The sequence below is a fragment of the uncultured Parabacteroides sp. genome, assembly GCF_902493135.1.
Lineage (GTDB): Bacteria > Bacteroidota > Bacteroidia > Bacteroidales > Tannerellaceae > Parabacteroides.
This window is the reverse complement of sequence record NZ_CABUOD010000004.1, coordinates 1-21,939: the sequence shown is the minus strand read 5'-3', so window position 1 is coordinate 21,939 and position 21,939 is coordinate 1. Positions and strand designations below refer to the sequence as shown.

Annotated in this window: 17 protein-coding genes, 2 tRNA genes and 2 pseudogenes; 18 read left to right on the top strand and 3 right to left on the bottom strand. The window is 45.7% G+C overall.

Features of this window, described 5'->3' with window-relative positions:
* Positions 1 to 741: 741 nt before the first annotated feature.
* Together RDN79_RS02790 and RDN79_RS02785 are read left to right on the top strand one after the other, a co-directional pair.
* A complete protein-coding gene (locus RDN79_RS02790; protein ID WP_298551833.1) occupies positions 742 to 948 on the top strand; it encodes a helix-turn-helix domain-containing protein in 207 nt (68 codons plus the stop codon).
* A 1-nt stretch (position 949) separates the two neighbouring features.
* Positions 950 to 2,407, top strand: a complete 1,458-nt coding sequence (locus tag RDN79_RS02785) for a class I SAM-dependent DNA methyltransferase (protein WP_298551834.1) — start codon at positions 950 to 952, stop codon at positions 2,405 to 2,407.
* Between the two features lie 10 nt (positions 2,408 to 2,417).
* Here RDN79_RS02785 and RDN79_RS02780 read toward each other — a convergent pair whose 3' ends face one another.
* Positions 2,418 to 3,047 carry a hypothetical protein gene (locus tag RDN79_RS02780; RefSeq protein ID WP_298551837.1) on the bottom strand — a complete coding sequence of 210 codons (630 nt, stop codon included), beginning with the start codon at positions 3,045 to 3,047 and terminating at the stop codon, positions 2,418 to 2,420.
* Positions 3,048 to 3,065: 18 nt separating this feature from the next.
* On the bottom strand, positions 3,066 to 3,359 hold the full coding sequence (locus tag RDN79_RS02775) for a helix-turn-helix transcriptional regulator (RefSeq protein ID WP_298551839.1): 294 nt from the start codon (positions 3,357 to 3,359) through the stop codon (positions 3,066 to 3,068).
* A gap of 276 nt (positions 3,360 to 3,635) precedes the next feature.
* Here RDN79_RS02775 and RDN79_RS02770 point away from each other — a divergent pair, with 276 nt between their 5' ends.
* The 7 genes from RDN79_RS02770 to RDN79_RS02740 all read left to right on the top strand — a co-directional run bounded on the left by RDN79_RS02770 (position 3,636) and on the right by RDN79_RS02740 (position 11,955).
* On the top strand, positions 3,636 to 5,516 hold the full coding sequence (locus RDN79_RS02770; RefSeq protein WP_298551841.1) for a hypothetical protein: 1,881 nt from the start codon (positions 3,636 to 3,638) through the stop codon (positions 5,514 to 5,516).
* Between the two features lie 136 nt (positions 5,517 to 5,652).
* Positions 5,653 to 6,009: a DUF5640 domain-containing protein gene (locus RDN79_RS02765; RefSeq protein ID WP_298551843.1), complete on the top strand. Its 357-nt coding sequence runs from the start codon at positions 5,653 to 5,655 to the stop codon at positions 6,007 to 6,009.
* An 86-nt stretch (positions 6,010 to 6,095) separates the two neighbouring features.
* Positions 6,096 to 8,390 (top strand): M6 family metalloprotease domain-containing protein, encoded by a 2,295-nt coding sequence (locus RDN79_RS02760; RefSeq protein WP_298551844.1) that lies wholly within the window; start codon positions 6,096 to 6,098, stop codon positions 8,388 to 8,390.
* Between the two features lie 79 nt (positions 8,391 to 8,469).
* Entirely contained in the window at positions 8,470 to 9,795 is a 1,326-nt protein-coding gene (gene ffh, locus RDN79_RS02755) for a signal recognition particle protein (protein ID WP_298551846.1), read from the top strand.
* A 20-nt stretch (positions 9,796 to 9,815) separates the two neighbouring features.
* The gene (gene folD / locus RDN79_RS02750) at positions 9,816 to 10,712 is read left to right on the top strand and encodes a bifunctional methylenetetrahydrofolate dehydrogenase/methenyltetrahydrofolate cyclohydrolase FolD (protein WP_298551848.1); all 897 of its coding nucleotides are present in this window, start codon (positions 9,816 to 9,818) and stop codon (positions 10,710 to 10,712) included.
* Positions 10,709 to 11,794, top strand: coding sequence for a CapA family protein (locus tag RDN79_RS02745; RefSeq protein ID WP_298551850.1), 1,086 nt, complete (start codon positions 10,709 to 10,711; stop codon positions 11,792 to 11,794). Before folD ends, RDN79_RS02745 begins: the two co-directional genes overlap by 4 nt.
* Positions 11,795 to 11,881: 87 nt before the next feature.
* A tRNA-His gene (locus RDN79_RS02740) sits at positions 11,882 to 11,955 on the top strand.
* A 141-nt stretch (positions 11,956 to 12,096) separates the two neighbouring features.
* Here the strand turns inward: RDN79_RS02740 and RDN79_RS02735 are convergent.
* A tRNA-Ser gene (locus RDN79_RS02735) sits at positions 12,097 to 12,183 on the bottom strand.
* A 281-nt stretch (positions 12,184 to 12,464) separates the two neighbouring features.
* Between RDN79_RS02735 and mltG the strand changes: the two genes are divergently transcribed.
* The 9 genes and pseudogenes from mltG to RDN79_RS02690 form a co-directional block, all read left to right on the top strand.
* Positions 12,465 to 13,493, top strand: coding sequence for an endolytic transglycosylase MltG (gene mltG / locus RDN79_RS02730; protein ID WP_374044475.1), 1,029 nt, complete (start codon positions 12,465 to 12,467; stop codon positions 13,491 to 13,493).
* 173 nt (positions 13,494 to 13,666) lie between these two features.
* Entirely contained in the window at positions 13,667 to 15,265 is a 1,599-nt protein-coding gene (locus RDN79_RS02725) for a thiamine pyrophosphate-dependent enzyme (protein WP_298551853.1), read from the top strand.
* Positions 15,262 to 15,843 (top strand): indolepyruvate oxidoreductase subunit beta, encoded by a 582-nt coding sequence (locus RDN79_RS02720; RefSeq protein ID WP_298551855.1) that lies wholly within the window; start codon positions 15,262 to 15,264, stop codon positions 15,841 to 15,843. Before RDN79_RS02725 ends, RDN79_RS02720 begins: the two co-directional genes overlap by 4 nt.
* 109 nt (positions 15,844 to 15,952) lie before the next feature.
* Positions 15,953 to 16,462, top strand: coding sequence for a TlpA disulfide reductase family protein (locus RDN79_RS02715; protein ID WP_298551857.1), 510 nt, complete (start codon positions 15,953 to 15,955; stop codon positions 16,460 to 16,462).
* Between the two features lie 5 nt (positions 16,463 to 16,467).
* A complete protein-coding gene (locus RDN79_RS02710) occupies positions 16,468 to 17,256 on the top strand; it encodes a 4Fe-4S binding protein (RefSeq protein WP_298551859.1) in 789 nt (262 codons plus the stop codon).
* Positions 17,253 to 19,667, top strand: a complete 2,415-nt coding sequence (locus tag RDN79_RS02705; protein ID WP_298551861.1) for an alpha-L-rhamnosidase C-terminal domain-containing protein — start codon at positions 17,253 to 17,255, stop codon at positions 19,665 to 19,667. The genes RDN79_RS02710 and RDN79_RS02705 overlap by 4 nt, the downstream gene beginning before the upstream one ends.
* A gap of 90 nt (positions 19,668 to 19,757) precedes the next feature.
* Positions 19,758 to 19,940, top strand: a pseudogene (locus RDN79_RS02700) (sigma factor-like helix-turn-helix DNA-binding protein); the annotation flags it as partial.
* Entirely contained in the window at positions 19,927 to 20,718 is a 792-nt protein-coding gene (locus RDN79_RS02695; protein ID WP_298551862.1) for a RagB/SusD family nutrient uptake outer membrane protein, read from the top strand. The pseudogene RDN79_RS02700 and the gene RDN79_RS02695, both read left to right, overlap by 14 nt.
* Before the next feature lie 23 nt (positions 20,719 to 20,741).
* A pseudogene (locus RDN79_RS02690) lies at positions 20,742 to 21,455 on the top strand (FAD-dependent oxidoreductase); the annotation flags it as partial.
* Between the last annotated feature and the right edge of the window lie 484 nt (positions 21,456 to 21,939).

Genomic DNA, 21,939 nt, shown 5'->3' with positions numbered 1-21,939 from the left:
ATATGGCATGACGACCGTCTTGATGGCGACGAAGACGGTCGTAAAGGTAACGAGGACGGTCGTCGTGGCAGGAAAGTCCCGGAATCGGTTTGAGATATACGGGAAATGTCCCGACTTTTTTTATTATAGGCGATTCTCCATGAGTTCAGGTTTTCCACAATATCCGTTCTTTCTCCCATCTGATTACAAAAAGACATCGTTTTCTTGTTTTCCGCCAACAACGTTTTTTTAATCGTTACCAATTCCGGCTAAAAGCCGGCAAAAAGTCAAATCAAATCGTTCCGGAATTTTACCCGAGATAGAATATAGGCTAATCTGGGGTTATTGTAATCTATAGTCGTTGTGTCGGCCAGTTATAGCTTCGTTTTCTTACCACTCAAATCTTTGCTACGTGATCCCGCTTTTTTAACGGGCATATCTTTACTTTTTCTTTGATAGCATACGCCGACGAGATAAAGAGTGCTGTGCTTATCGTGTATGGAGACAAGGCATATTCGCTTGATGATACCCCGTGTCTTTAATATCTGAACAATCTGTTTCGGGGAAGAATACGGTTTGGTGAAATGAGGACTAAAGACTTAACGGAGTATTTGAAAAATAGCGGTAACAATTTGGCAACCGTGCGATTTTCAGCTGTTTGCGGTATTATGCTATCAAATAACTCTTTCACAAATCTTTGAGAAAATAGCGAATACCAAACAAAATTGTGTACCTTTGCAATAAGTAATAAAGGTGACTGTTATGAACAAGATAAAAGAGATATTAGAAGTAAGAGGCATCAGCCAAACAGAATTGGCAGAGAGACTTGGTAAAAGCTTCAATATGGTAAATCTCTATGCGACTAATAAAATTCAACCTCCAATACCTGTTCTATATCAAATTGCAGAAATTCTGAATATTGATGTGAGAGAGTTACTTGTGCCTAATCAAATAAATACTAAGTGCTAGCATGGCGAGAAAAGTTAAAACAGTAATGGAAAATGGGATAGACAAACGTGAAGTTGGGTATTACTCAACACCCTCTTTTGTCGCTAAGTATTTAACACAAGAAATGCTATCTATTAATCCAAATGGCAATTTAGTATTAGATCCAGCTGTTGGCAGGGAAGAACTATTGGAAGAATTCTACAAATCTGGTAAAACCATCGATTCTTACGACATTATAAAGCATTGCGAATATAATATGTCGAAATTTTGTCAGAGAAACTTCATCGAGGTTTATGCGGACTTTGTGAATAATAATTTCTTTTCAGCGAATGCAACCCAATATGATTATATGATTGCCAATCCTCCATACAATTGCCATGAAATAAACTATATAAAGGAGAATAAAAAATGGCTGAACAGTTTATTCCCTGTTGGCGCATATAATATGTATTCCATTTTTTTGTCAGCGATGATTAGTATGGCAAAGGAAGGATGCTTGATTGGTGTTATTATATCTGATTCTTTTCTGACTTCTAATTACCATTCAAAGTTAAGAGAGCAAATATTGTCCACTTGTTCTATTCATCAGATAATTCTCTGCCCTACGGACTTATTTTGGAGTCAACATGCTGATGTTAGGACTTGTATCGTGATACTTCAAAAAGGGAAAAAATATCAGTCGAATGTACAAATATCAAATAGGTCTAATAGCATTTCGGAGTTTAAGAATGTATTGCTCAATCATTCCTTGAAGGAAGTATCTATCGATTCTTTGCTATTGAAATGTAACAAATTGTCCAATCAAATTCTAATTGGTGTCAACCAAGAAATTGTGGGACTATTTCATAAGTATCCGTCCTTAGGTGATTTGTATAAATGTGTTACGTGTATATCAACGGGTAACGATTCTCATTATTTATCCGTTAAAAAGAAAGATGGATATGGTATCCCTTTTTATAAGAATCCTGCAAGCCGCAAATTTGTAGCCAAAGAAGATGCCTTTCTTATCAATAACTATTTAGAAGTCCATGGTAGTGATAAAAATTTTATTGTACGCAATCGTAGTTTGTTGCTCAATGAAGGAATTGCTTGTTCATCAATGGGTTTGCCTTTTAGTGCTGTATATCTTCCTGCAGATGCCGTTACGGGTGTAAACCCTACCATATATCCTCCTAAAGAAGATATTAATTGGTTACTATCTTATTTGAATAGTTCATTGGTAACTTATCTTATCCGTGGAGTCTTGATTCGCTCTAATATGGTAACATCTGGATATGTAAGTTGTTTGCCTATACTAGATTTTGACGAAAATGAAAAGAACGTTCTTGCAAGAATTGCCCAACTTGTGAGAGATAATAAAATTGCTTCCGAACAAGCAATAGAAGGTATTGATAAATTAGTATTTCAGAAGACTCAATTAAATGATATAGTTATTGATAATGTGACTTATTTTAGTAAAAATTTAGGGAAGTGTGTTTGACTTCCCTAAATCATTTCTTCTTTTCTTGTTTCTTCTTTTCTGCTATTTGAATAGCATTATATAACAACGGAACGAATTGATTATTAGTCCTCTTTACTGCATCTCCTAAATCTTTATAATAGGCAGATTGCAAATTACCATTGTTGCTTGGATTTACATATATATCAGGAATCCACGCTATTGGAAACACAATTGCTTTCGTTATTTCTATACTCATATTGGCATTAAACTGAATAAAGAAAGTTGCAACAAAAAATTGTTTGTCTATATCGTCTGCATAAAAGGCTTTCAATCCATCAGCTTTAGATATATCATCTTTTTGCCGTTTACCACCCACTACCGCGGATTTAATGTTGATATAGGCATCCCAATTCCCATATACGCATTTCATATCATACACAGTCACTTCAGAATCAGAAGGGTGTATGTTGTCTAAATTAAAATCATTGTGATATTTTTCAAGATTTTGAGTTATTACCTCTTCCACGATTCTCCAAACGGTTCTTCCTTTAGCTGCTTTTCTCCAGCCATATGGGAATAAGTCTGGTGAGCCAATTTGAATTTGCCCTATTCTTCGAATTAATAAGTCGCAACTATTTTGCAATCTTTCCCGAAGTGTTTCTGTGTCTTTTAACGTCATATTTTTATTCCATTCGAATTATAATGATTTATCTTGATATTTGATTATCGCATTTATAACATCTCTTGTTGAAAACATCCTACTTCTGTCGTCATTTGCAAAAAAGACTTCTTCTACAGTTATCTCTAAAAAATCGCAAATTCTCAAGATTTGTTTAAGTGTATATTTGTGAGGTTGTTTACAACTATCAATATTGCCCATTTGTCCAGGACTAATATCTAACAACTTTGAAAATGTAAGCTGTGAAAATCCTTTGCTCTCTCGAATCAACTTGATTCTATTGATTACTTGCTGTTGATAATCAGTTTTCATTATTTATAATTTTGCAGCAAAGGTATGCCAGCACTCTCAAAATGAGTTTCTCATATTGAGAGTGTTGGCGTGTTAACGGCTGCTTTGAGAGGTCTTATAATTTTATATCACTATTCTATTTTAAGTATCTTTTAAATTAATTGTTCCATGATAACCTTTTTGTTTTACCGGATAACTGTTGAAAGTGACCGGATAACTTTGTAAGCCCCAGACGTAAGAATTGATATTCCTTCGGATGTTCTACTTTAGCCGATGTAAACATTAAATATATCTGTTATGGAATATAAGGGTAAAACACGGATGTATAGGGGAATCACTCCGTATCTGATTTTATTGTTTTTTATTTTAACTATTCCTGAGATCTCGAAGGCGCAAACCGATCAGGAATACTTACAGGGGTTAATTGATAATGCAAAAGTAAATCAAGAATTGGTTATTGACTTAAGAGGTAAAACATATACCGTATCTTCTTTAACTGTTTCGAATGAAAATGGTGATAGGTCTCACCACAAGTCTATTTTGTTGACAAATGGGCGTATCGTTCAGTCTAAGGGTAAAAATAATGGGTCTTTAATTATGATTAAAGATAACTCCACATTGTTACTGCGCAATATTACGATTTCAGGATCTGGAGATGAGGCTAAAAATTCATTGATTTATATAAATGAAGGGAACGGTAGTGCTGGTTTGTGCATATATGAAGGGACCATAATAGAGAAAGGTTTTGTCAGTAATGATGTGTATGCCAGTTGTATCCGGGTTGGGACTGGGTCATTGTTTATAGGGGGAGGTGAAATTCATGGTAATAAAGGAATTTATGGTGAAGTCTGTATTGATAGTGGTAGCCGTGTTCATCTTTGGGGAGGAAGTGTCGGAACAGTATATGATTTTAATGAATCTGATAAACTTTTCAATAATATATATATTGGAGATGATGCTCTTATAAGAGAATGTCTTTATTTATGTGGATCCAAATCCAAATTAATACTGTCTTCTGCATTAAAAAACGATTTAACAGTATCCAAATTCGGTGAAGCCGGGACAATCATAGCCACTTTGGATAGTTCTTTTTCTGATTATATCCCGACGTGGGGCGATGTCGCAAAATTTCATGATTATTCGGGGAAACACAGTTTTGCCCTAAGAGATGGGAATATTGTTTTTGCCGGTGAAGGCGAATCCGAACCTCCCATCGAAACCGAAGACGACCTCTCCGGAAAAATAGATGAACTGCCTGCCGGAACGGAAGAAACACCTTCTGAAGTCGTTGTTGAGCAGGAAGTCCCTTTGACAAAACCTGTCGATGTGGACGGCAAATACATCGGTTTGGGGGGAGGCGGGACATTGGTCTCGCAAAACAGCGATGCCGGTATTATCGTAAATAAGGGTGGCCTGGCTCTGAGCGATATCGTGATCAGAGGAGAATGGACAAACGCTTCTATCCTGTTGAGTGTGAAAAACGGTGGATATCTGAAAATCGGTTTGGCTACACAGATCGTGTCCATATCCGACTATCTTCGTACGATTCTTATAGATAAGTTGAGTTCGGTCGTAAGCGAAGGTGCGATAACTGGACATATCTCCAATTCCGGTTCACTTTTTGTGAAAGATGGAGCAATAACCGGACAGATCAGTTCTTTCTCGCCCTTCAAACTTTCAGGGAAAGTGCCGGTCAAAAACGGGATTTATCTGGGAGAGGGACAGACGGTGAAAGGTTTGATTAATCTTGTCGATCCGCTTCAGCACACTTTGAATGTCCTGGTCGACGAGAATATGGTTGCTGGCGCGGCTTCGTCTGTCCTGGTCGCACAGGGTACGGACGGTTATATGCCGACCGAATCCGATTTGGATAAACTGGTTTGTTTTACGGACGATTGCGAATTCTTTCTGCATGGTTACCAGATCTTGATGCGTAAAATCGACCATACCGCCAATGAGAAAATCGATCGCGCAAGTTTGCAATTGAGAACAAACGGTCGAGAAATCCATGTAGAAGGTAACCATACGGATTATATGACCTGGCAGGCGTTTTGCTTTCCGGTGGAGTCTCGAATGGAGGGACGATTTCTTTGTCTGTCAATTGCCCCGGAATCTATATTTTCCACATCTCAGGTATCGGAAAGAAGATACAAATATCCAAATAGCATCTTTTTTTAGCCGGATAACAATCGATAACGGCTTTTTATCTGATTGTGATGTTTTATCTGATTTTTTTGTTCATAAGCGAAATTTATCTTTGCCGGCGCAGAATTAAAGGAAATAAACATATTACTAATTTAAAAACAAACAGCGTATGAAAACAAAGTTTACTTATTTATTGATGATCGTCATGACAATGGCGATGTCGTTGGCGTTTACTTCTTGCGGGGATGACGATGATGACAAGGTTATAGATGAAAGTACAATCACCGGTCTGTGGTATGATACTACCGATGATACTGTATCATTCGATTTTAAGACCGACGGAACAGGTGTATTTACAACTAATTCAGGGACACAAAACTTTAAATATACTTATTCTTCGTCCGAAAAAACATTGAAACTCTGGTATGTGGATTCTACAAAAGTACAAAACTTCACTGTTCAGCGGACGGGTAATACGTTGATGTTGACACAGGGCTCAAGTGTTTATGTTTTGGAGAAAAAATAGACTTTTCCCTTATTATAATCGATAAATAGCTGTTACCGAAGGACGATCCGTTCTGAAGGAAACAGCTATTTTTAATTCGTATGAATATGAAAAAGCGAAAGTTTCCGGCTCATAAAAGTTTGTTGTCCTTGATCTTTGTTTGGACCTGTATTGCAACTTATGCCGTTTCGGCTTATCCGGGATTGGTCAGGAGCCGTTGTGCTGATGGCACTTATGTGTATTTGCGGCTAAAAGGCGATGAACGTGGCAAGTGGGCGATGACCGAAGACGGCTATACCCTTTTGCGCGACAGCCTGGGGGAATGGTGCTATGCCGCTGTGAATCCGCAGGGAGAAACTTGCGTTTCCCGGTGGAGGCTTTCGGCGGCACGTTCAGGAGAACTGACAGATTTTTTACGGAGGACACCTAAGCGGCTGCAGGTTCAAAAGAAATCCAACTTGTTGAAGTTGGCTCGGAATAGACCGGTGGAACCGCTTTCTCCTGTTGCCGGAGAATTGAAGGCGTTGGTCATATTGATGCAGTTTGAAGACTTGAAGTTCGAGAAATCTCAGGGGGATTTTAATGCGTTGTTCAACCAGGCGAACTACGGGGAAGATGGAGCGCGAGGAAGTGTAAAAGATTTTTATAGAGAGAATTCGTATGGAAAGTTAAATCTGACCTGTGATGTTTTTGGCCCCTACACTGCTTCCCGGAGTATGGGCTATTATGGTGGAAATGACAGATCCGATCAAGATGAACATCCTGAACAGCTGTTTATGGAAGCATTGGATTTAGTTTCTTCTCAAATAAATTTTGCCGACTACGATACGGATCATGACGGATATATTAATAATATCCATATCATCTTTGCCGGCTATGGGGAGGAGGCCGGCGGACCGGCAGATGCGGTCTGGTCTCATGAAGCCCTTTTTGCGGAACCGCTGAAAGTCGGCGACGTTAAGATTACGGGTTATTCTTGTGCTCCCGAATTGCGCGGAAACGAGGGGCATGGTATATCCCGGATCGGTGTCCATTGTCACGAAATGGGACATTCTTTCGGGGCTATGGATTTTTATGATACGGATTATGAGACGAACGGTGAATATTCCGGGACGGGACAATGGGATCTGATGGCGTCAGGAAGTTGGAATGCCGACGGGATATCTCCTGCACATTTTAATCCCTATGTGAAAACGGGGTTCGGCTGGACCAACTGTGTAATTTTGGAAGGGAGGGAAGAAGAGATCGTGTTACCACCTTCTCTTGAGAGTGATAAAATATATCGAATAGAGACCGATACGGAAAACGATTATTTTTTGTTGGAGAATCGTCGGAAAATAGGATTCGATGAAGCTCTGCCTGGTGAAGGTCTCGTTATTTATCATGTTCTGCCTCAGATAACACAGCGTTCTGTCAATAATACCATAAATGCTGCATTTCCTCAGACTTGCTATCCTGTCTGTGCAGGTTCTGATTATGCTGTTCCGGAAATAAATCCGCTTTCTTACGGTGATGTGAACAGTCGTAGATGCCCTTTCCCAGGCGGGTCTGTTTCGAAAGAATTTACTGCGTGGACAGTACCGGCTGCCCTTTCGTCTGGAGGTGGTTTTGCCGATGTCGGTTTGAAAAATATCGAGCAGGACGAGGAAGGCAATATTGTTTTTCGTGTTGTCGAGGAGAAATCTCCCGATGAGCAGACGATCGTTTTTTCGGAGGGTTTTGAAGGGAAAGAATTGGCATGGTCTGATGAACAGTTGCAAGGAGATTCTTTTTGGGAAATTCATAAACCGAGTTTGTTGACTCCTACAATGCCCGATGCAGCCGAGGGAATACAATATCTGATGATGAAAATGGAACGGAAGTTTATGCCTTTGGCTGTTGCACGTGTTGTATCTCCTGCCATTAAAAGTGGGGGAGGAGGGATGGCATTCCTGTTTTTTATGTATCAGAATCAATCCGTGTTTTCAAAGCAAGGAACTTTAAAAGTGTTGTATAAGCAGTTCGGGCAAGCTGATTGGCAATGCCTGGCTACGCTTTCCGATGTCAATAACAGTTGGAAACAGCATCGAATCGACCTGCCTGCTACCGGTACCGATTTCCAGATTGCCTTCGAAGGTGAAATGGAGGCCGGCTTGCTCCTGATCGATGACGTGAAAGTTTATTCGGATGCGGCTACTTCGATTACCTCTGTACCGGTGAAGTCGAATGCGCTGGTCTGCTATGGAATGAAAGGGAAGGTCTGTGTGGAAAGTGATGAATCCGTCCGTTTCAGAATTTATGATCTGACAGGAAAAGTCGTTTATTCCGGTACTTTGTGGGAAGGTCTGAATACGATAGAGATGGCCCCCAGAGTGTATATTGGTGTCAGTGAAAAGGCTGTGTCTAAGTTTTCTGTCTATTAGCTCTGCTTTATTCATCCCTTTTTCTTACCTTTGCCCCTCATTCAAAGAATAGGAAATAAAATAAATATACATACGAATTATGTTTGAGAATTTAAGCGAAAGGTTAGACAGATCGTTTAAACTGTTGAAAGGTGAAGGCAAGATCACGGAAATCAATGTGGCGGAAACATTGAAAGACGTGCGTAAAGCGTTGCTCGATGCCGACGTAAACTATAAAGTAGCCAAGAGTTTTACCGATACGGTAAAGACGAAAGCATTAGGACAGAACGTGCTTACTTCCGTTAAGCCCAGCCAGTTGATGGTCAAGATCGTGCATGACGAGTTGGCTGAACTGATGGGAGGAACGGCAACCGATCTGGATCTGCAAGGCAATCCGGCGATCATCCTGATGTCCGGTTTGCAAGGTTCCGGTAAAACGACTTTTTCGGGCAAGCTGGCGAATCTGCTGAAGACGAAGAAAAATAAAAAGCCGCTGTTGGCAGCCTGCGACGTGTATCGTCCGGCCGCTATCGAGCAGTTGCGCGTGGTCGGCGAACAGGTAGGAGTGCCTGTCTACATGGAGCTGGAAAACAAGAATCCGGTGGAGATCGCGATGAACGCGATCCGCGAAGCACGGGCGAAAGGCAACGATGTGGTGATTGTCGATACCGCCGGCCGTCTGGCTATCGACGAGCAGATGATGAAAGAGATCGCTGCAATCAAGAGTGCTATCCAACCGGATGAAACCTTGTTTGTGGTCGACTCCATGACCGGACAGGATGCCGTGAATACCGCTAAGGAATTTAACGAACGTCTGAACTTCGACGGCGTGGTGCTGACCAAGCTGGATGGTGATACCCGTGGCGGTGCCGCCCTTTCTATCCGTACGGTGGTAGACAAACCGATCAAATTCGTCGGAACGGGCGAAAAGATGGATGCTTTGGATATCTTCCATCCCGAACGTATGGCAGACCGTATCCTCGGTATGGGTGATATCGTTTCGCTGGTGGAACGTGCGCAGGAGCAGTATGACGAAGAAGAGGCCAAACGCCTGCAGAAGAAGATCGCCAAAAACCAGTTCGACTTCAACGACTTCATCTCGCAGATCCAGCAGATCAAGAAGATGGGTAACCTGAAAGAACTGGCCTCCATGATTCCGGGCGTAGGCAAGGCGTTGAAGGATGTCGATATCGACGACAATGCTTTCAAGAGCATCGAAGCGATCATCTATTCCATGACTCCCGAAGAACGCGTCAACCCGGCTATCCTGAACGGTTCGCGCCGCCAGCGCATCGCCAAAGGCAGCGGTACGTCGATTCAGGAAGTGAACAAGCTGATCAAGCAGTTCGATGAAACACGCAAGATGATGCGTATGCTGACAGCAGCCAAACCGGGAAGCAAGAAATTCCCTTCATTCAAAAGATAAACCCGAAAAGAGTATAAAGCATGGAAGAACAGCAGTATAAGCTATTGGACGGAAAAGCCGTTTCTGCCCGGATGAAGCAGGAAATGGCGGAAGAAGTGGCCCGCATCAAGGCTGCCGGTGGTAAGATCCCTCATTTGGCTGCCATATTGGTCGGCCATGACGGGGGAAGTGAAACGTATGTCGCCAGCAAGGTGAAGACCTGTAACGAGATCGGTTTCAAATCGTCTCTGATCCGTTATGAAGCCGATGTTACCGAAGAAGAACTTCTTCGCAAAGTGGACGAACTGAACAACGATCCGGATGTGGACGGCTTCATCGTACAGCTCCCGCTGCCGAAACACATCTCGGAACAGAAGATTATCGAGGCGATCGACTACCGCAAGGATGTGGACGGTTTCCATCCGATCAATGTCGGCCGTATGTCTATCGGCCTTCCTTGTTTCGTTTCGGCGACTCCGGCCGGTATCTTGGAACTGTTGAGACGTTACGAGATCCCGACTCGCGGTAAACATTGCGTAGTGTTGGGACGCAGCAATATCGTGGGCAAGCCGATGGCTACCCTGATGATGCAGAAAGCCTATCCGGGCGATTGCACGGTCACTGTTTGCCACAGCCGTTCTGAAAACCTGAAGGAAATGTGCCTGAGTGCCGATATTATCATTGTGGCGTTGGGCGTTCCCGAATTCCTGAAAGGCGATATGGTGAAAGAAGGGGCTGTGATCGTGGATGTGGGTACGACACGCGTGCCGGATGCAACTCGCAAAAGCGGCTTTAAGCTGACGGGCGATGTCAAGTTTGACGAGGTCGCTCCTAAGTGTTCTTATATCACGCCGGTTCCGGGTGGTGTAGGGCCGATGACCATCATCTCTTTGATGCGCAATACGCTTTTAGCCGGAAAGAAAGAGATTTATAAATGAAAATCCTCCTCTCCGGGTTTTGTCTTTTGAGCTTTCTGTCTTTATCCGCTCAGGACTCGCTGACAATCTTGTTTGCCGGTGATGCCATGATGCACCAGAGACAACTCGACAATACCCGGAGGGGAGATTCTTTTGATTTGGGCGGTTATTTTGCAAATATCGAGAAAGAAGTGAAAGCCGCCGATATTGCCGTTGTGAACTTCGAAGTCCCGTTGGGAGGGGAGCCGTATAGCGGTTATCCGGCTTTCAGCGCTCCGGAAGACTTCGCTTTGGCCTTGCAAAAAGCAGGCTTCGACTTTTTCCTGTTAGCCAACAACCATTGTTTGGACAGGCGTACCCGCGGACTTGTCCGTACCATGCAGACGCTGGACTCTCTCGGAATACGTCATACCGGAACCTTTCTCGACCGCGATCACCGCCACCGCACCTACCCGATGTTGCTCCGTAAGAAGGATTTCCGTATCATCATGCTCAATTATACCTATGACACCAACGGTCTGAAAGTCGATACGCCCCGGATTGTCAATCATATCGATAGGGCGATAATGGAGGCCGATATTGCCGAAGCCAAGCTCTTTAATCCGGATTTTATCATTGCCAATATGCATTGGGGGCTGGAATACGACCGGATGCCTTCCCGTAAACAGCGCGAACTGGCCGATTGGCTGATGCGGCAGGGGGTCGATCTGGTCATAGGCAGTCATCCGCATGTTGTCCAGCCGATGGAACTCCGCAGAGGGAAGGAGGGTACTCCCGACCGGCTGGTCGTTTATTCATTGGGCAATTTTATATCGAACATGAGCCGGGAGCATACCGATGGAGGCGTCATGGTGAAAGTCGTTTTAGGCCGGAAAGGCTTGCGCCGGTACATTGCTTCCGCACAATATTCGTTGATTTATTCCTCCCGGTATAAGAATAAACGGGGAAAAGAAGATATTCGGGTCGTCCCGGCGGCCTCTTGGTCGGAAAAGAAACAAAATTCCTCTTTTTCAGTCGATTCTGCATTAATTAGGTATGTTGATAAGACGCGTTTGTTTCTAAAAGGTAATAATAAGGAGGTCGGAGAGTATATTTTTGAATAAAAAAGTTTCCGAATTATTTGCAGTTTAAAATAAAACCTCTATCTTTGCACCGTCTTAAAGAAATAAACACTCGATAAGATAAACATGGTGAGAATAGCTCAGTTGGTTAGAGCATCGGATTGTGGTTCCGAGGGTCGTGGGTTCGAGTCCCATTTTTCACCCGTAAGGCTGTCTGTAAAGGCAGCCTTTTTTTGTTTGTCTTCCTTTGGAGTTGAGGCTGATCCTGGGCCGGGATCTTCCTGATCCGGTATGGATATTGAAACAACAAAGGCTGCCAACCTTTCGATCGACAGCCTTTGGAGCGGAAGCGGGGGGATTCGAACCCCCGGTACCCTAACGAGTACGTCAGTTTAGCAAACTGGTGGTTTCAGCCACTCACCCACACTTCCATGAGTTTCGCGCTTCATTTCCTTGAATTGCGCTGCAAAGATATGCTTAAGTTTTTAAATATACAAAGCATTTGGTGCATTATTTTTAAAGAAAAAAGGTTCCTTCTTGCACATAGTTGGCAATCAGAGGATTTCAACTTTGCAAAAGTGAGCGTTTTTTTCTCTTCCGGTTGTTGTGGCCGGAATAAGTCGGAAAGAGGTAGGGCATTCGGGAAAAAGATATTATTTTTGTGGCCGGTTCTGATATACAGCAGACTATATATAATATGGAGAAAAAGAAGATGCGAAAGCGTACTCTCATAGTTGGAATCCTCTCGTTAATAGTCCTCTTGCTGGCAGGTGCGGGATTCTGGGCATACCGTTTGATACTTGCTCCTGATTTCGAGCCGCGCAAGACCGTATATGTCTATATTGACGAGAAGAAAGATTTTGGCGATCTCTGCCGTCAGTTGGTCGACTCTGCCGGTTGCCGGCGTATCGGGAGTTTCAAGCTGCTTGCCGGAGTGCTGAAATATCCTGACAATATGCGTTCCGGACGTTATGCCGTGGAGCCGGGGATGAATAACCTGGCATTGCTCAACAACTTGCGTCGGGGACATCAGGAAGCCACTCGGATCACCTTTAATAATATACGTTTCAAGCAGGATCTGGCCCAAAGGCTTGCCGGGCAGTTGATGATCGGGGAGGATGATCTGCTCTCTTTGCTTGATGATTCCGTTTACTGCGCATCATTGGGCTTTACGACGGAGACGATCCTTACGCTGTTTATTCCCAATACCTATGAAGTATATTGGAATATTTCCGTCGGAAAACTGATGCAGCGTATGCAGCGCGAATATAAGAATTTCTGGAATGACACCCGTCTGGCGAAAGCGAAAGAAATCGGAATGACACCGGTCGAAGTCGCCATTCTTGCTTCTATCGTGGAAGAAGAAACGGCTGCAGCAGACGAATATCCCATTGTGGCAGGTTTGTATCTTAACCGTTTGCAGCGTGGCATTCCTCTTCAGGCGGATCCTACAGTGAAGTTTGCCGTGGGCGATTTCTCCCTTCAGCGCATCCTGTTCGAGCATCTGGAGATCGATTCTCCCTACAATACCTACAAACATGCCGGACTTCCTCCCGGACCGCTCCGCATCCCGACTATCAAGGGATTGGATGCCGTGCTGAACCACATGAAGCATAACTACCTTTATATGTGTGCGAAGGAGGATTTCTCAGGACGGCATAACTTTGCCGCCACTCTTGCCGAGCATAATCGTAATGCCAACCGTTACCGGGCGGAACTGAACAGGCGGAAGATCCGGTAAGCAATGCGGAAACAGTTTCTCGGCAAGAAACTTGGGTTCCATGCCAGTGAAACTTTAGTTCCATGCCTATGAAACTAAAATCCCATGCAGGGCGGTTGTTGCGTGTATGGGTAAAAGTCTTATCTTTGTGGAGAAATAATACGAAAATCAGTTAAAACAAAAATAAACATTACATGGAAAAACATCTATTTTTAGGGGATGAAGCCGTGGCACAAGCTGCTATCGATGCAGGTCTGTCCGGTGTGTATGCCTATCCGGGAACCCCTTCGACCGAGATAACCGAATTCGTACAGGGTTCGGCCGTCGCAAAGGAAAGGGGCATTCACTGCCGTTGGAGCGCGAATGAAAAAACTGCTATGGAAGCGGCGTTGGGGATGAGCTACGCAGGCAAGCGGGCTCTTTGCTGTATGAAGCATGTGGGGCTGAACGTTGCCGCCGACTGTTTCATGAATGCTGCCATGAGCGGCATCAATGGCGGTATGATCATCATTACGGCTGATGATCCTTCGATGCACTCTTCCCAGAATGAACAAGACAACCGTATGTATGGCAACTTCGCCATGATCCCGATGCTTGAGCCGTCCAGCCAGCAGGAGGCATACGACATGGTATATGACGGGTTCGAATTATCCGAAAAACTGGGTTATCCTGTCCTGGTACGCATCACCACCCGTATGGCTCACTCCCGTGCAGGTGTGGTCAGACGCGAACAGAAGATGGAAAACGAAATGCATACGCCCGAAGACGGACGTCAGCGTTTCATCCTTCTCCCGGCACTTGCCCGCAAACGCTTCAAGACGTTGATCGCGGCGCAGGATGCATTTACCGCTTCTTCCGAAGCCTCGTCTTATAATACTTATTTCGACGGACCGGACAAGGATCTCGGCATCATCACGACCGGTATTGCGTTCAACTATCTTTCCGAGAACTATCCCGACGGTTTCGAACATCCGGTATTGAAGATCAGCCAGTACCCGTTACCCCGCAAGATGGTCGAAAAGATCGTCAGCGAATGCAAGGAAATTCTCGTTCTCGAAGAAGGCTATCCGGTGGTCGAGGAACAACTGAAAGGTTTTCTCAGTATCGGTATCCGGGTGCACGGCCGTCTTGACGGCACATTGCAACGCGACGGCGAGCTGACTCCCGATGCTGTCGGTAAGGCGCTGGGCAAGCGGATCGAGAGCTATTATGCCACTCCGGAAGTGGTCGAACAACGTCCGCCTGCATTGTGTCAGGGTTGCGGACATCGCGATATGTATGAAGCGCTGAATGAAGTCCTGGCCGAGTACAAAGGCGCCAAAGTGTTCGGTGATATCGGTTGTTATACGCTGGGCGCTTTGCCTCCTTTCCGGGCAATCGACACTTGTATCGACATGGGAGCCTCTATCACAATGGCCAAAGGAGCTTCCGACGCGGGCGTTTACCCGGCTGTGTCGGTGATCGGCGACTCGACATTCACACACTCCGGTATGACCGGCTTGCTCGATTGCGTCAATGAGAACACGAATATTACGATCGTCATTTCCGATAACGAGACGACGGCCATGACCGGTGGACAAGACTCTGCCGGAACAGGCCGTCTCGAATCGATCTGTGCCGGTATCGGTGTCGATCCGGCCCATATCCGTGTCATGGTTCCTTTGAAGAAGAACTACGACGAGATGAAAGCGATCATCCGCGAAGAGATCGAATATAAAGGCGTATCCGTCCTGATCCCCCGCCGCGAATGTATCCAGACATTAACAAGAAAGAAAAAAGCAAGCAAGAAATGAAAGCAGACATCATATTATCCGGTGTGGGAGGACAGGGCATCCTCTCCATCGCTGCCGTTATCGGAGAAGCCGCATTAAAAGAAGGTTTGTACATGAAACAAGCCGAAGTTCACGGAATGAGCCAGCGTGGGGGCGACGTGCAGTCCAACCTCCGCCTGTCCGACCAACCGATTGCGTCCGACCTGATCCCGTTAGGACAGGCCGACCTTATCATCTCGCTCGAACCGATGGAAGCGCTCCGCTACCTGCCTTATCTGAAGAAGGACGGGTGGCTGGTGACCAATTCGCAGCCGTTCATCAATATCCCCAACTATCCGGAGGTGGAGAAAGTGAACAAAGAACTGGAGAAATTGCCGCACAAGGTCGTGCTGGATGTGGAAGCGATCGCCAAAGAGGTGGGGTCCGTACGTGCGGCCAACATCGTGATGTTGGGGGCCGCCGCACCCTTTATAGGGATCGAATATGACAAGATAGCCGATGGTATCCGACGCATCTTCGGGCGGAAAGGCGAGGAAATCGTTGAAATGAACCTCAAAGCGTTGAAAGCCGGCTATGATGTGGCCAATAATTTGAGATAAAGTATCAAAATGTCAGTGAGAGGGGCGATAGCCGAAACGCCTCTCCTGACAATATTGAACGAATCCGGTAGCCGGAACGCCTTTCTGAAAAAATATAAATAAGAAAAACATGAAGAAGTACTTATTCCTTACCTTTTTCGCGCTCGTAGCCTTCGCCTTGAAAGCGCAGGATGAGAGTGGTGATATCGTCAAAGTAGGCCAGCAGATGCCGGCTTTTACGATTGTGAACGACAATGGCACGGAGACGCCTTCCGCTTCGTTGAAGGGGAAAGTGATCCTGGTGAATTTCTTTGCGACCTGGTGTCCTCCCTGCCAGAAGGAACTTGCCGAGGTGCAGAAGACGCTTTGGCCGAAGTATAAGGACAACAAAGATTTCGCCTTGTTGGTGATCGGGCGCGAGCATACGGACGCCGAGTTGCAGAAGTATAACGAAAAGAAAGGTTTCACCTTCCCGCTCTATCCGGACAAGAACCGGGCGGTCTATGGCGCTTTTGCCAAGAACCTGATCCCTCGGAGCTATCTGGTGGATAAGACTGGTAAAGTGGTATATGCCACCAAAGGCTATAGCGACGAGGAATTTGCGGAACTGATGGATAAGATTGAAGCTGCTTTAAAATAAGGAAAATGGAATATAAAAACGTACATATCATTTATTTTTCCCCGACGCATACGTCAGCCAAGACTGCCTATGCGATTGCGGAGGGATTGGGGGGAAGCGTCCTGTTGGAGTCGGACATTACTTACGATGCCCCGACGGAAGAGCTTGAAATCCATGATGATGAACTGACCATTGTGGCCGCTCCCGTCTATGGCGGGCGTGTGGCGGAGACGGCGATGGAGCGACTTCGTGTTTTCCATGCCCATCAGGCTCCGGTAGTTCCGGTCGTGGTTTACGGTAACCGTGATTACGAGGATGCATTGAAGGAATTGTCCGACACGTTAGTCGATGCCGGCTTTGTCCTTGTTTCGGCAGCTGCTTTCATCGGGGAGCATTCTTTCAGCCGTAAGGATATGCCCATTGCTGCCGGGCGTCCCGATGATGCCGACCATGAAGCTGCGGTCAGCTTCGGACGGGCCATCAAGGAGAAACTCGAAAAGGTGGACGAACTTTCCTGTTTGAAGCCATTGGAGGTGAAAGGGAATTTACCCTACAAGGTGAAGGGGCCTTCCACGCCGCAGGCTCCTGTGACGGATGAGGATTTGTGTACGCAATGCGAATATTGCATCGACGTGTGCCCCGTATCGGCTATTTCGATTGTCGATGATCGCATGTTCAGTGATCCGGCGACTTGTATCAAGTGCTGTGCTTGTGTGAAGGAATGTCCCGAAGGCGCTCGCACGTTCGATACGCCTTATACGGCGATGTTGCATAAGAATTTTAGTGCCCGCCGCGAACCGGAGTTATTTGTATGAAGACACGTGTACTGATTTTCCTCTCTCTGCTTTGCAGCCTGTCGCTTGGCGCCCAGATCCGCTTGGAAGGTTACCGGCAAGCAGACATCAATCCCGAACTCCTTGCCGGACGCTGGAAAGCGCACTGGATTTCCATGCCTGGAGAGCCTGCCAATGTGTATGGCGTCTACCACATGCGCAAGACGTTCGAACTGGGTGAAGTCCCATCCCGCTTTATCGTCCATGTGACGGCTGACAACCGTTACAAGCTCTACCTGAACGGCCGTTTTGTTTCGCTCGGACCGGCACGTGGGGATATCTATAACTGGAATTTTGAAACGGTCGATCTGGCTCCTTTCCTGAAAAAGGGACAAAACGTGCTGGCGGCTATGGTCTGGAATTACGCCGAACAGAAGCCGGTTGCGCAGATCAGCTTTAATCAGACCGGATTTCTCCTGCAAGGGAATACGGAGGTAGAGGCTGTGGTCAATACGGATGCTTCCTGGCTGTGCATGAAGAACGAGGCCTATGCTCCCTGGCATAAGCCTGTCTTAGGCTACTATGTGGCGGGGCCAGGTGAATTACTCTCTGCATCGGAGTATCCTTGGGGATGGGAACAGCCTGCTTATGATGACAGCAAGTGGCTGCCTGCCCGTGCAGGTATCGAGGGGGGAGCGAAGGGATCGCGTGACTATCCCGGACGCCTGCTTGTGCCTCGTCCGATTCCTCCGATGGACTTGCTGCCCGAACGTTTTGAGGCTGTGCGTATCTCCGAAGGGGTGAAGGCGCCTGCCGGATTCTTGAAAACAAAAACTTCACTGACGGTTCCTGCGAATAGCAAGGTGCATCTCCTGCTTGACAACGGCAAGTTGACAACGGGCTATCTTTCTCTTTTGTTCAGCCGCGGCAAGGATGCTGAAATTGCGATTGCCTATGCCGAAGCTCTTTATGAAGGCAAAGAGCAGGGTACGACTAAATCTTATTCGCTTCCGGCAAAAGGAAACCGTGATGAGGTGGAGGGCAAAAGATTCATAGGATATGAAGACAAAGTAATTGCTGACGGGGGCGAGGGGCGCGATTTTACCACTCTTTGGTGGCGTACGTGGCGGTATGTGGATCTGACGATCTCGACCGCCGACGAACCGCTTGTGCTGGAAGATGTCTATGGTACGTTCTCCGCTTATCCTTTTCGGAGCGAGATTGCTTTTTCTGCACCCGGACACGACGAGTTGAACAAGATGCTTGAGATAGGCTGGCATACGGCACGCCTCTGTGCGAACGAGACTTATATGGATTGCCCTTATTACGAGCAGTTGCAGTATTTCGGTGATACCCGCATCCAGGCGATGATTACCTTATATAATACGCATGATGCTTATATGGTGAAGAATGCAATCGAGCAGGGACGGCAGTCGGTCGTGGCAGACGGGATTACGATGAGTCGTTATCCGTCGAGCCTGCACCAGTTCATTTCTTCCTTCTCGCTTTGGTGGATCTGTATGGGGCATGACTATTGGATGTACCGTGGGGATGAGGCATATATGAAGACTTTGCTGCCTGCTTATCGCGGGATACTTTCTTGGTACGAGCAGTGGTTGAAGCCGGATCATAGCCTGGGGTATGTGCCGCATTGGTTCTTTGCCGACTGGGCTGCCGGTTTTCAGTCGGGCGAACCTGTGCGTGAAAAGGAGGGCAATTCTGCTTTTCAGGACTTGATGTATATCCTGACGCTCGAATCGGCTGCCGGCATGGAACGGGCTTTCGGCATCCCGTCGATGGCGGATCATTATACGCAGATCGCTTCTGCGATCCGGGGAACGATCCGGGCGAAATACTGGGATGCTGCCCGCGGATTGTTTGCCGATACTTACGATCACCGTAGTTTTTCGCAGCATGTCAATTCGTTGGCTATACTGGCAGGTATCGTGACGGGCGGGGAGGCCATGGGGGTGATGGAGCGTACGTTGAACGATCCGTCGCTGATACAGGCGACAATCTATTTTCGTTATTATGTGCATCAGGCGTTGAAGGCTGCCGGTATGGGAGACCGCCTGCTTGACAATCTGCAGATTTGGCGGGACCAGATGGCATTGGGGCTGACGACTTGGGCGGAAATGCCCGAACCGACCCGTTCCGATTGTCATGCCTGGGGAGCCAGTCCGAACATTGAGTTTTTCCGTATCTTGTTAGGTATAGACAGCAATGCGCCGGGCTTCAAGTCTGTCCGCATCGCTCCGTCCTTGGGTGACCTGAAAGAGGTGTCAGGTACGATGCCGCACCCGGCGGGTAGCGTGACTGCTTCCTACAAACTCGATAAGAAGGGCAAGCTGACGGCACGTCTGGCATTGCCCGCGGGAACGGATGGTGTATTCGTTTGGAAAGGAAAAGAATATCAACTTAAGTCCGGTGAACAGGTCTTGACGGTAGAATAGCTTGCCGGGGTAAAGATGCTATTATGGAAAAGGAGGATGAATATGTAAAATGCCGAACAACTCTTCCGTCCGCTCGTTGTCGAAAATACGGAAGAGTTGCTCTTTGTCCGCGAATTGCAGGCTTTGATTGATCTGAAAGTGGAACAAATGCCTCCGCAGCGCCGGCTGATCTTTCGTATGAGCCGCGTCGATGGCCTTGATAACGAGAAGATTGCTGCAAGTCTGAACATTAGTAAACGGACGGTGGAAAACCACTCAAATGTCGGTGTATGAAGCGACGTTGGAGTGCCTCTCCGATTTTGTTTATGGACGTGGAAGTTGGACACAAATCGGCGAGTATAAGAAGTTAAATGATACGAATATAACGAGAGTCTCCGGCATATGGAAGAGCTTTTTTATCAGTATACGTTGTGCAAACCTTGTGATTCAGAATTCCCCGAAAGGAAATCCGGATATTGATGTTTTTGTTGCAGAGGCAAAATTTATGTGGGCATTCGTCTATTTTCATCTGGTTCGTAATTGGGGAGGAGTTCCTGAGACGGGTGGTTTTCCGTTTGGAGGAGCTTATGCAATATATGGCGATTTGACGAATCCTGTTTATAAGGAATGGGATGACAGGGATTTGAGGAAGCAGCTCTGGAGTCCCGTAGAGTTTGGTTTAGGTACAAACACTTTGGTCTGCACGAAGTTCATTGATAAAAATGCAATTAGCAAGGCTGGGGGAGCTAATGACGATCCTGTTTACGGATATTCGGATTTATTATTGATCTATGCAGAAGCCTTAGTGATGGAAAACGGGAAAGTTACGGCTGAGGCTTTGGAGGCAGTCAATCAAATTCGGCGTCGGGCCTATGGGCGGAATACGATGGTTGCCTCTGAATTTGATTACAAGCAGTCGGATTGTCCGTCTGTGAATGCCTTATTAGATTTGATTATGAAGGAGCGTGGATATGAATTCCAAGTGGAAGGTAAACGCTGGTTGGAGCTTAAAAGAACGGGCAAAGCTGCAGAAATCATAAAGGTAACGAAGGGGCTGGATATAGACGTTTAAAGGAAGAGGAAGTACAACCGGGTTCTTTAATCTTTGAGTTGGAAGGGTATGATTTATCATCTTTGGATTTTTCAGATCTTTCAAATAAATTTGATGATGCTTTAAAAGGAGGGGTGTTGCTAAAGACAGATGCATATGCAGGAGTAAAAGGACTTCTGACGGTCAAAGGAGGTTTGGCTACACAACATGTATTGAACGCGGATTCATCAACCTCGGAGTTACATACACGGGCCAATATTGAGGGGCGTACTTCCTTATTGAGAGCCCTTCGTTTTGTACGTACTTTGCCGGGATGTGAGAATGCACGAATAAAAAAAATGCAAGCTGAAACTGCGATTCGCGAAACTTACCGGATTGATGGCCTATACCAAATTTCTCACCGGGATTACATAGAAGGAAAGATTTTTGACGATTCTCTTTCCTATTCTTATTATCCTATAGATTTACATGTTACACATGGTGTCTCACCAAAGCATTTGGCTGAAGGAGTAGTTGCTACAGTTCCCTTGCGTGCACTAATACCAAAAGGTAGTCGTAATTTTTTGGTTGCAGGCCGCTGTGTTAGTAGTGATCGGTTAGCCAATTCTGCTTTGCGGGTACAGGCTTTTTGCATGGGAATGGGGCAGTCGGCAGGAGCAGCAGCGGTTTTGGCTTGTTCGAAGGGAAAATCTCCGGCGGATTTATCTGTTGAGGAACTAAAAGTATTGATTCGGAAATATGGAGGTATTGTCCCTTAAACTTACAGGGTATTTTTTTCAAAGGGATGGAGACGGTCGTTGTGGAAATGAAGTGCCTGATCTTCCCAAAAACAGCCCCTATTTTCTTGTCTGTTTCCGTACGGATCCCCTGTCTGGATTCAAATATTCGATTCTCCGGGGGTAAGGTTTATCGGAATGTGCAGGATAGAGGATGTCTACTTGACAAAATGTGTGTTTTTGGAGGCGGGGTCGCAGGTCCTTTACGCGTATGCTACAAAAAGAAGGATTTTAGCGGAGAAAAGTCAACTCAAAATCATCCGTTTTTGAGGATCAAAATAGAAAAACAGTGGGTTATTTTAAAAAATGTCGTTTTACTTCTCATACATGCGTACCATATAATACCTTTTCTTGTCCGTCAAAAAAGGCGAAAAAAAGAGTCTAAAATATTTGGATCGTATATTGTAAATCTCTACTTTTGCACCCGCATTCGAGCGAGAGTGGTTTAAGTCGACATGATGAAGAA

Coding starts and splice junctions, on each gene's coding strand:
- RDN79_RS02770 (WP_298551841.1), top strand. CDS start 3,636: ATGGAATATAAGGGTAAAACACGGATGTATAGGGGAATCACTCCGTAT.
- RDN79_RS02745 (WP_298551850.1), top strand. CDS start 10,709: ATGAAAATCCTCCTCTCCGGGTTTTGTCTTTTGAGCTTTCTGTCTTTA.
- folD (WP_298551848.1), top strand. CDS start 9,816: ATGGAAGAACAGCAGTATAAGCTATTGGACGGAAAAGCCGTTTCTGCC.
- RDN79_RS02715 (WP_298551857.1), top strand. CDS start 15,953: ATGAAGAAGTACTTATTCCTTACCTTTTTCGCGCTCGTAGCCTTCGCC.
- RDN79_RS02725 (WP_298551853.1), top strand. CDS start 13,667: ATGGAAAAACATCTATTTTTAGGGGATGAAGCCGTGGCACAAGCTGCT.
- ffh (WP_298551846.1), top strand. CDS start 8,470: ATGTTTGAGAATTTAAGCGAAAGGTTAGACAGATCGTTTAAACTGTTG.
- RDN79_RS02695 (WP_298551862.1), top strand. CDS start 19,927: ATGTCGGTGTATGAAGCGACGTTGGAGTGCCTCTCCGATTTTGTTTAT.
- RDN79_RS02760 (WP_298551844.1), top strand. CDS start 6,096: ATGAAAAAGCGAAAGTTTCCGGCTCATAAAAGTTTGTTGTCCTTGATC.
- RDN79_RS02775 (WP_298551839.1), bottom strand. CDS start 3,359: ATGAAAACTGATTATCAACAGCAAGTAATCAATAGAATCAAGTTGATT.
- RDN79_RS02705 (WP_298551861.1), top strand. CDS start 17,253: ATGAAGACACGTGTACTGATTTTCCTCTCTCTGCTTTGCAGCCTGTCG.
- RDN79_RS02765 (WP_298551843.1), top strand. CDS start 5,653: ATGAAAACAAAGTTTACTTATTTATTGATGATCGTCATGACAATGGCG.
- RDN79_RS02720 (WP_298551855.1), top strand. CDS start 15,262: ATGAAAGCAGACATCATATTATCCGGTGTGGGAGGACAGGGCATCCTC.
- RDN79_RS02710 (WP_298551859.1), top strand. CDS start 16,468: ATGGAATATAAAAACGTACATATCATTTATTTTTCCCCGACGCATACG.
- RDN79_RS02785 (WP_298551834.1), top strand. CDS start 950: ATGGCGAGAAAAGTTAAAACAGTAATGGAAAATGGGATAGACAAACGT.
- RDN79_RS02780 (WP_298551837.1), bottom strand. CDS start 3,047: ATGACGTTAAAAGACACAGAAACACTTCGGGAAAGATTGCAAAATAGT.
- RDN79_RS02790 (WP_298551833.1), top strand. CDS start 742: ATGAACAAGATAAAAGAGATATTAGAAGTAAGAGGCATCAGCCAAACA.
- mltG (WP_374044475.1), top strand. CDS start 12,465: ATGCGAAAGCGTACTCTCATAGTTGGAATCCTCTCGTTAATAGTCCTC.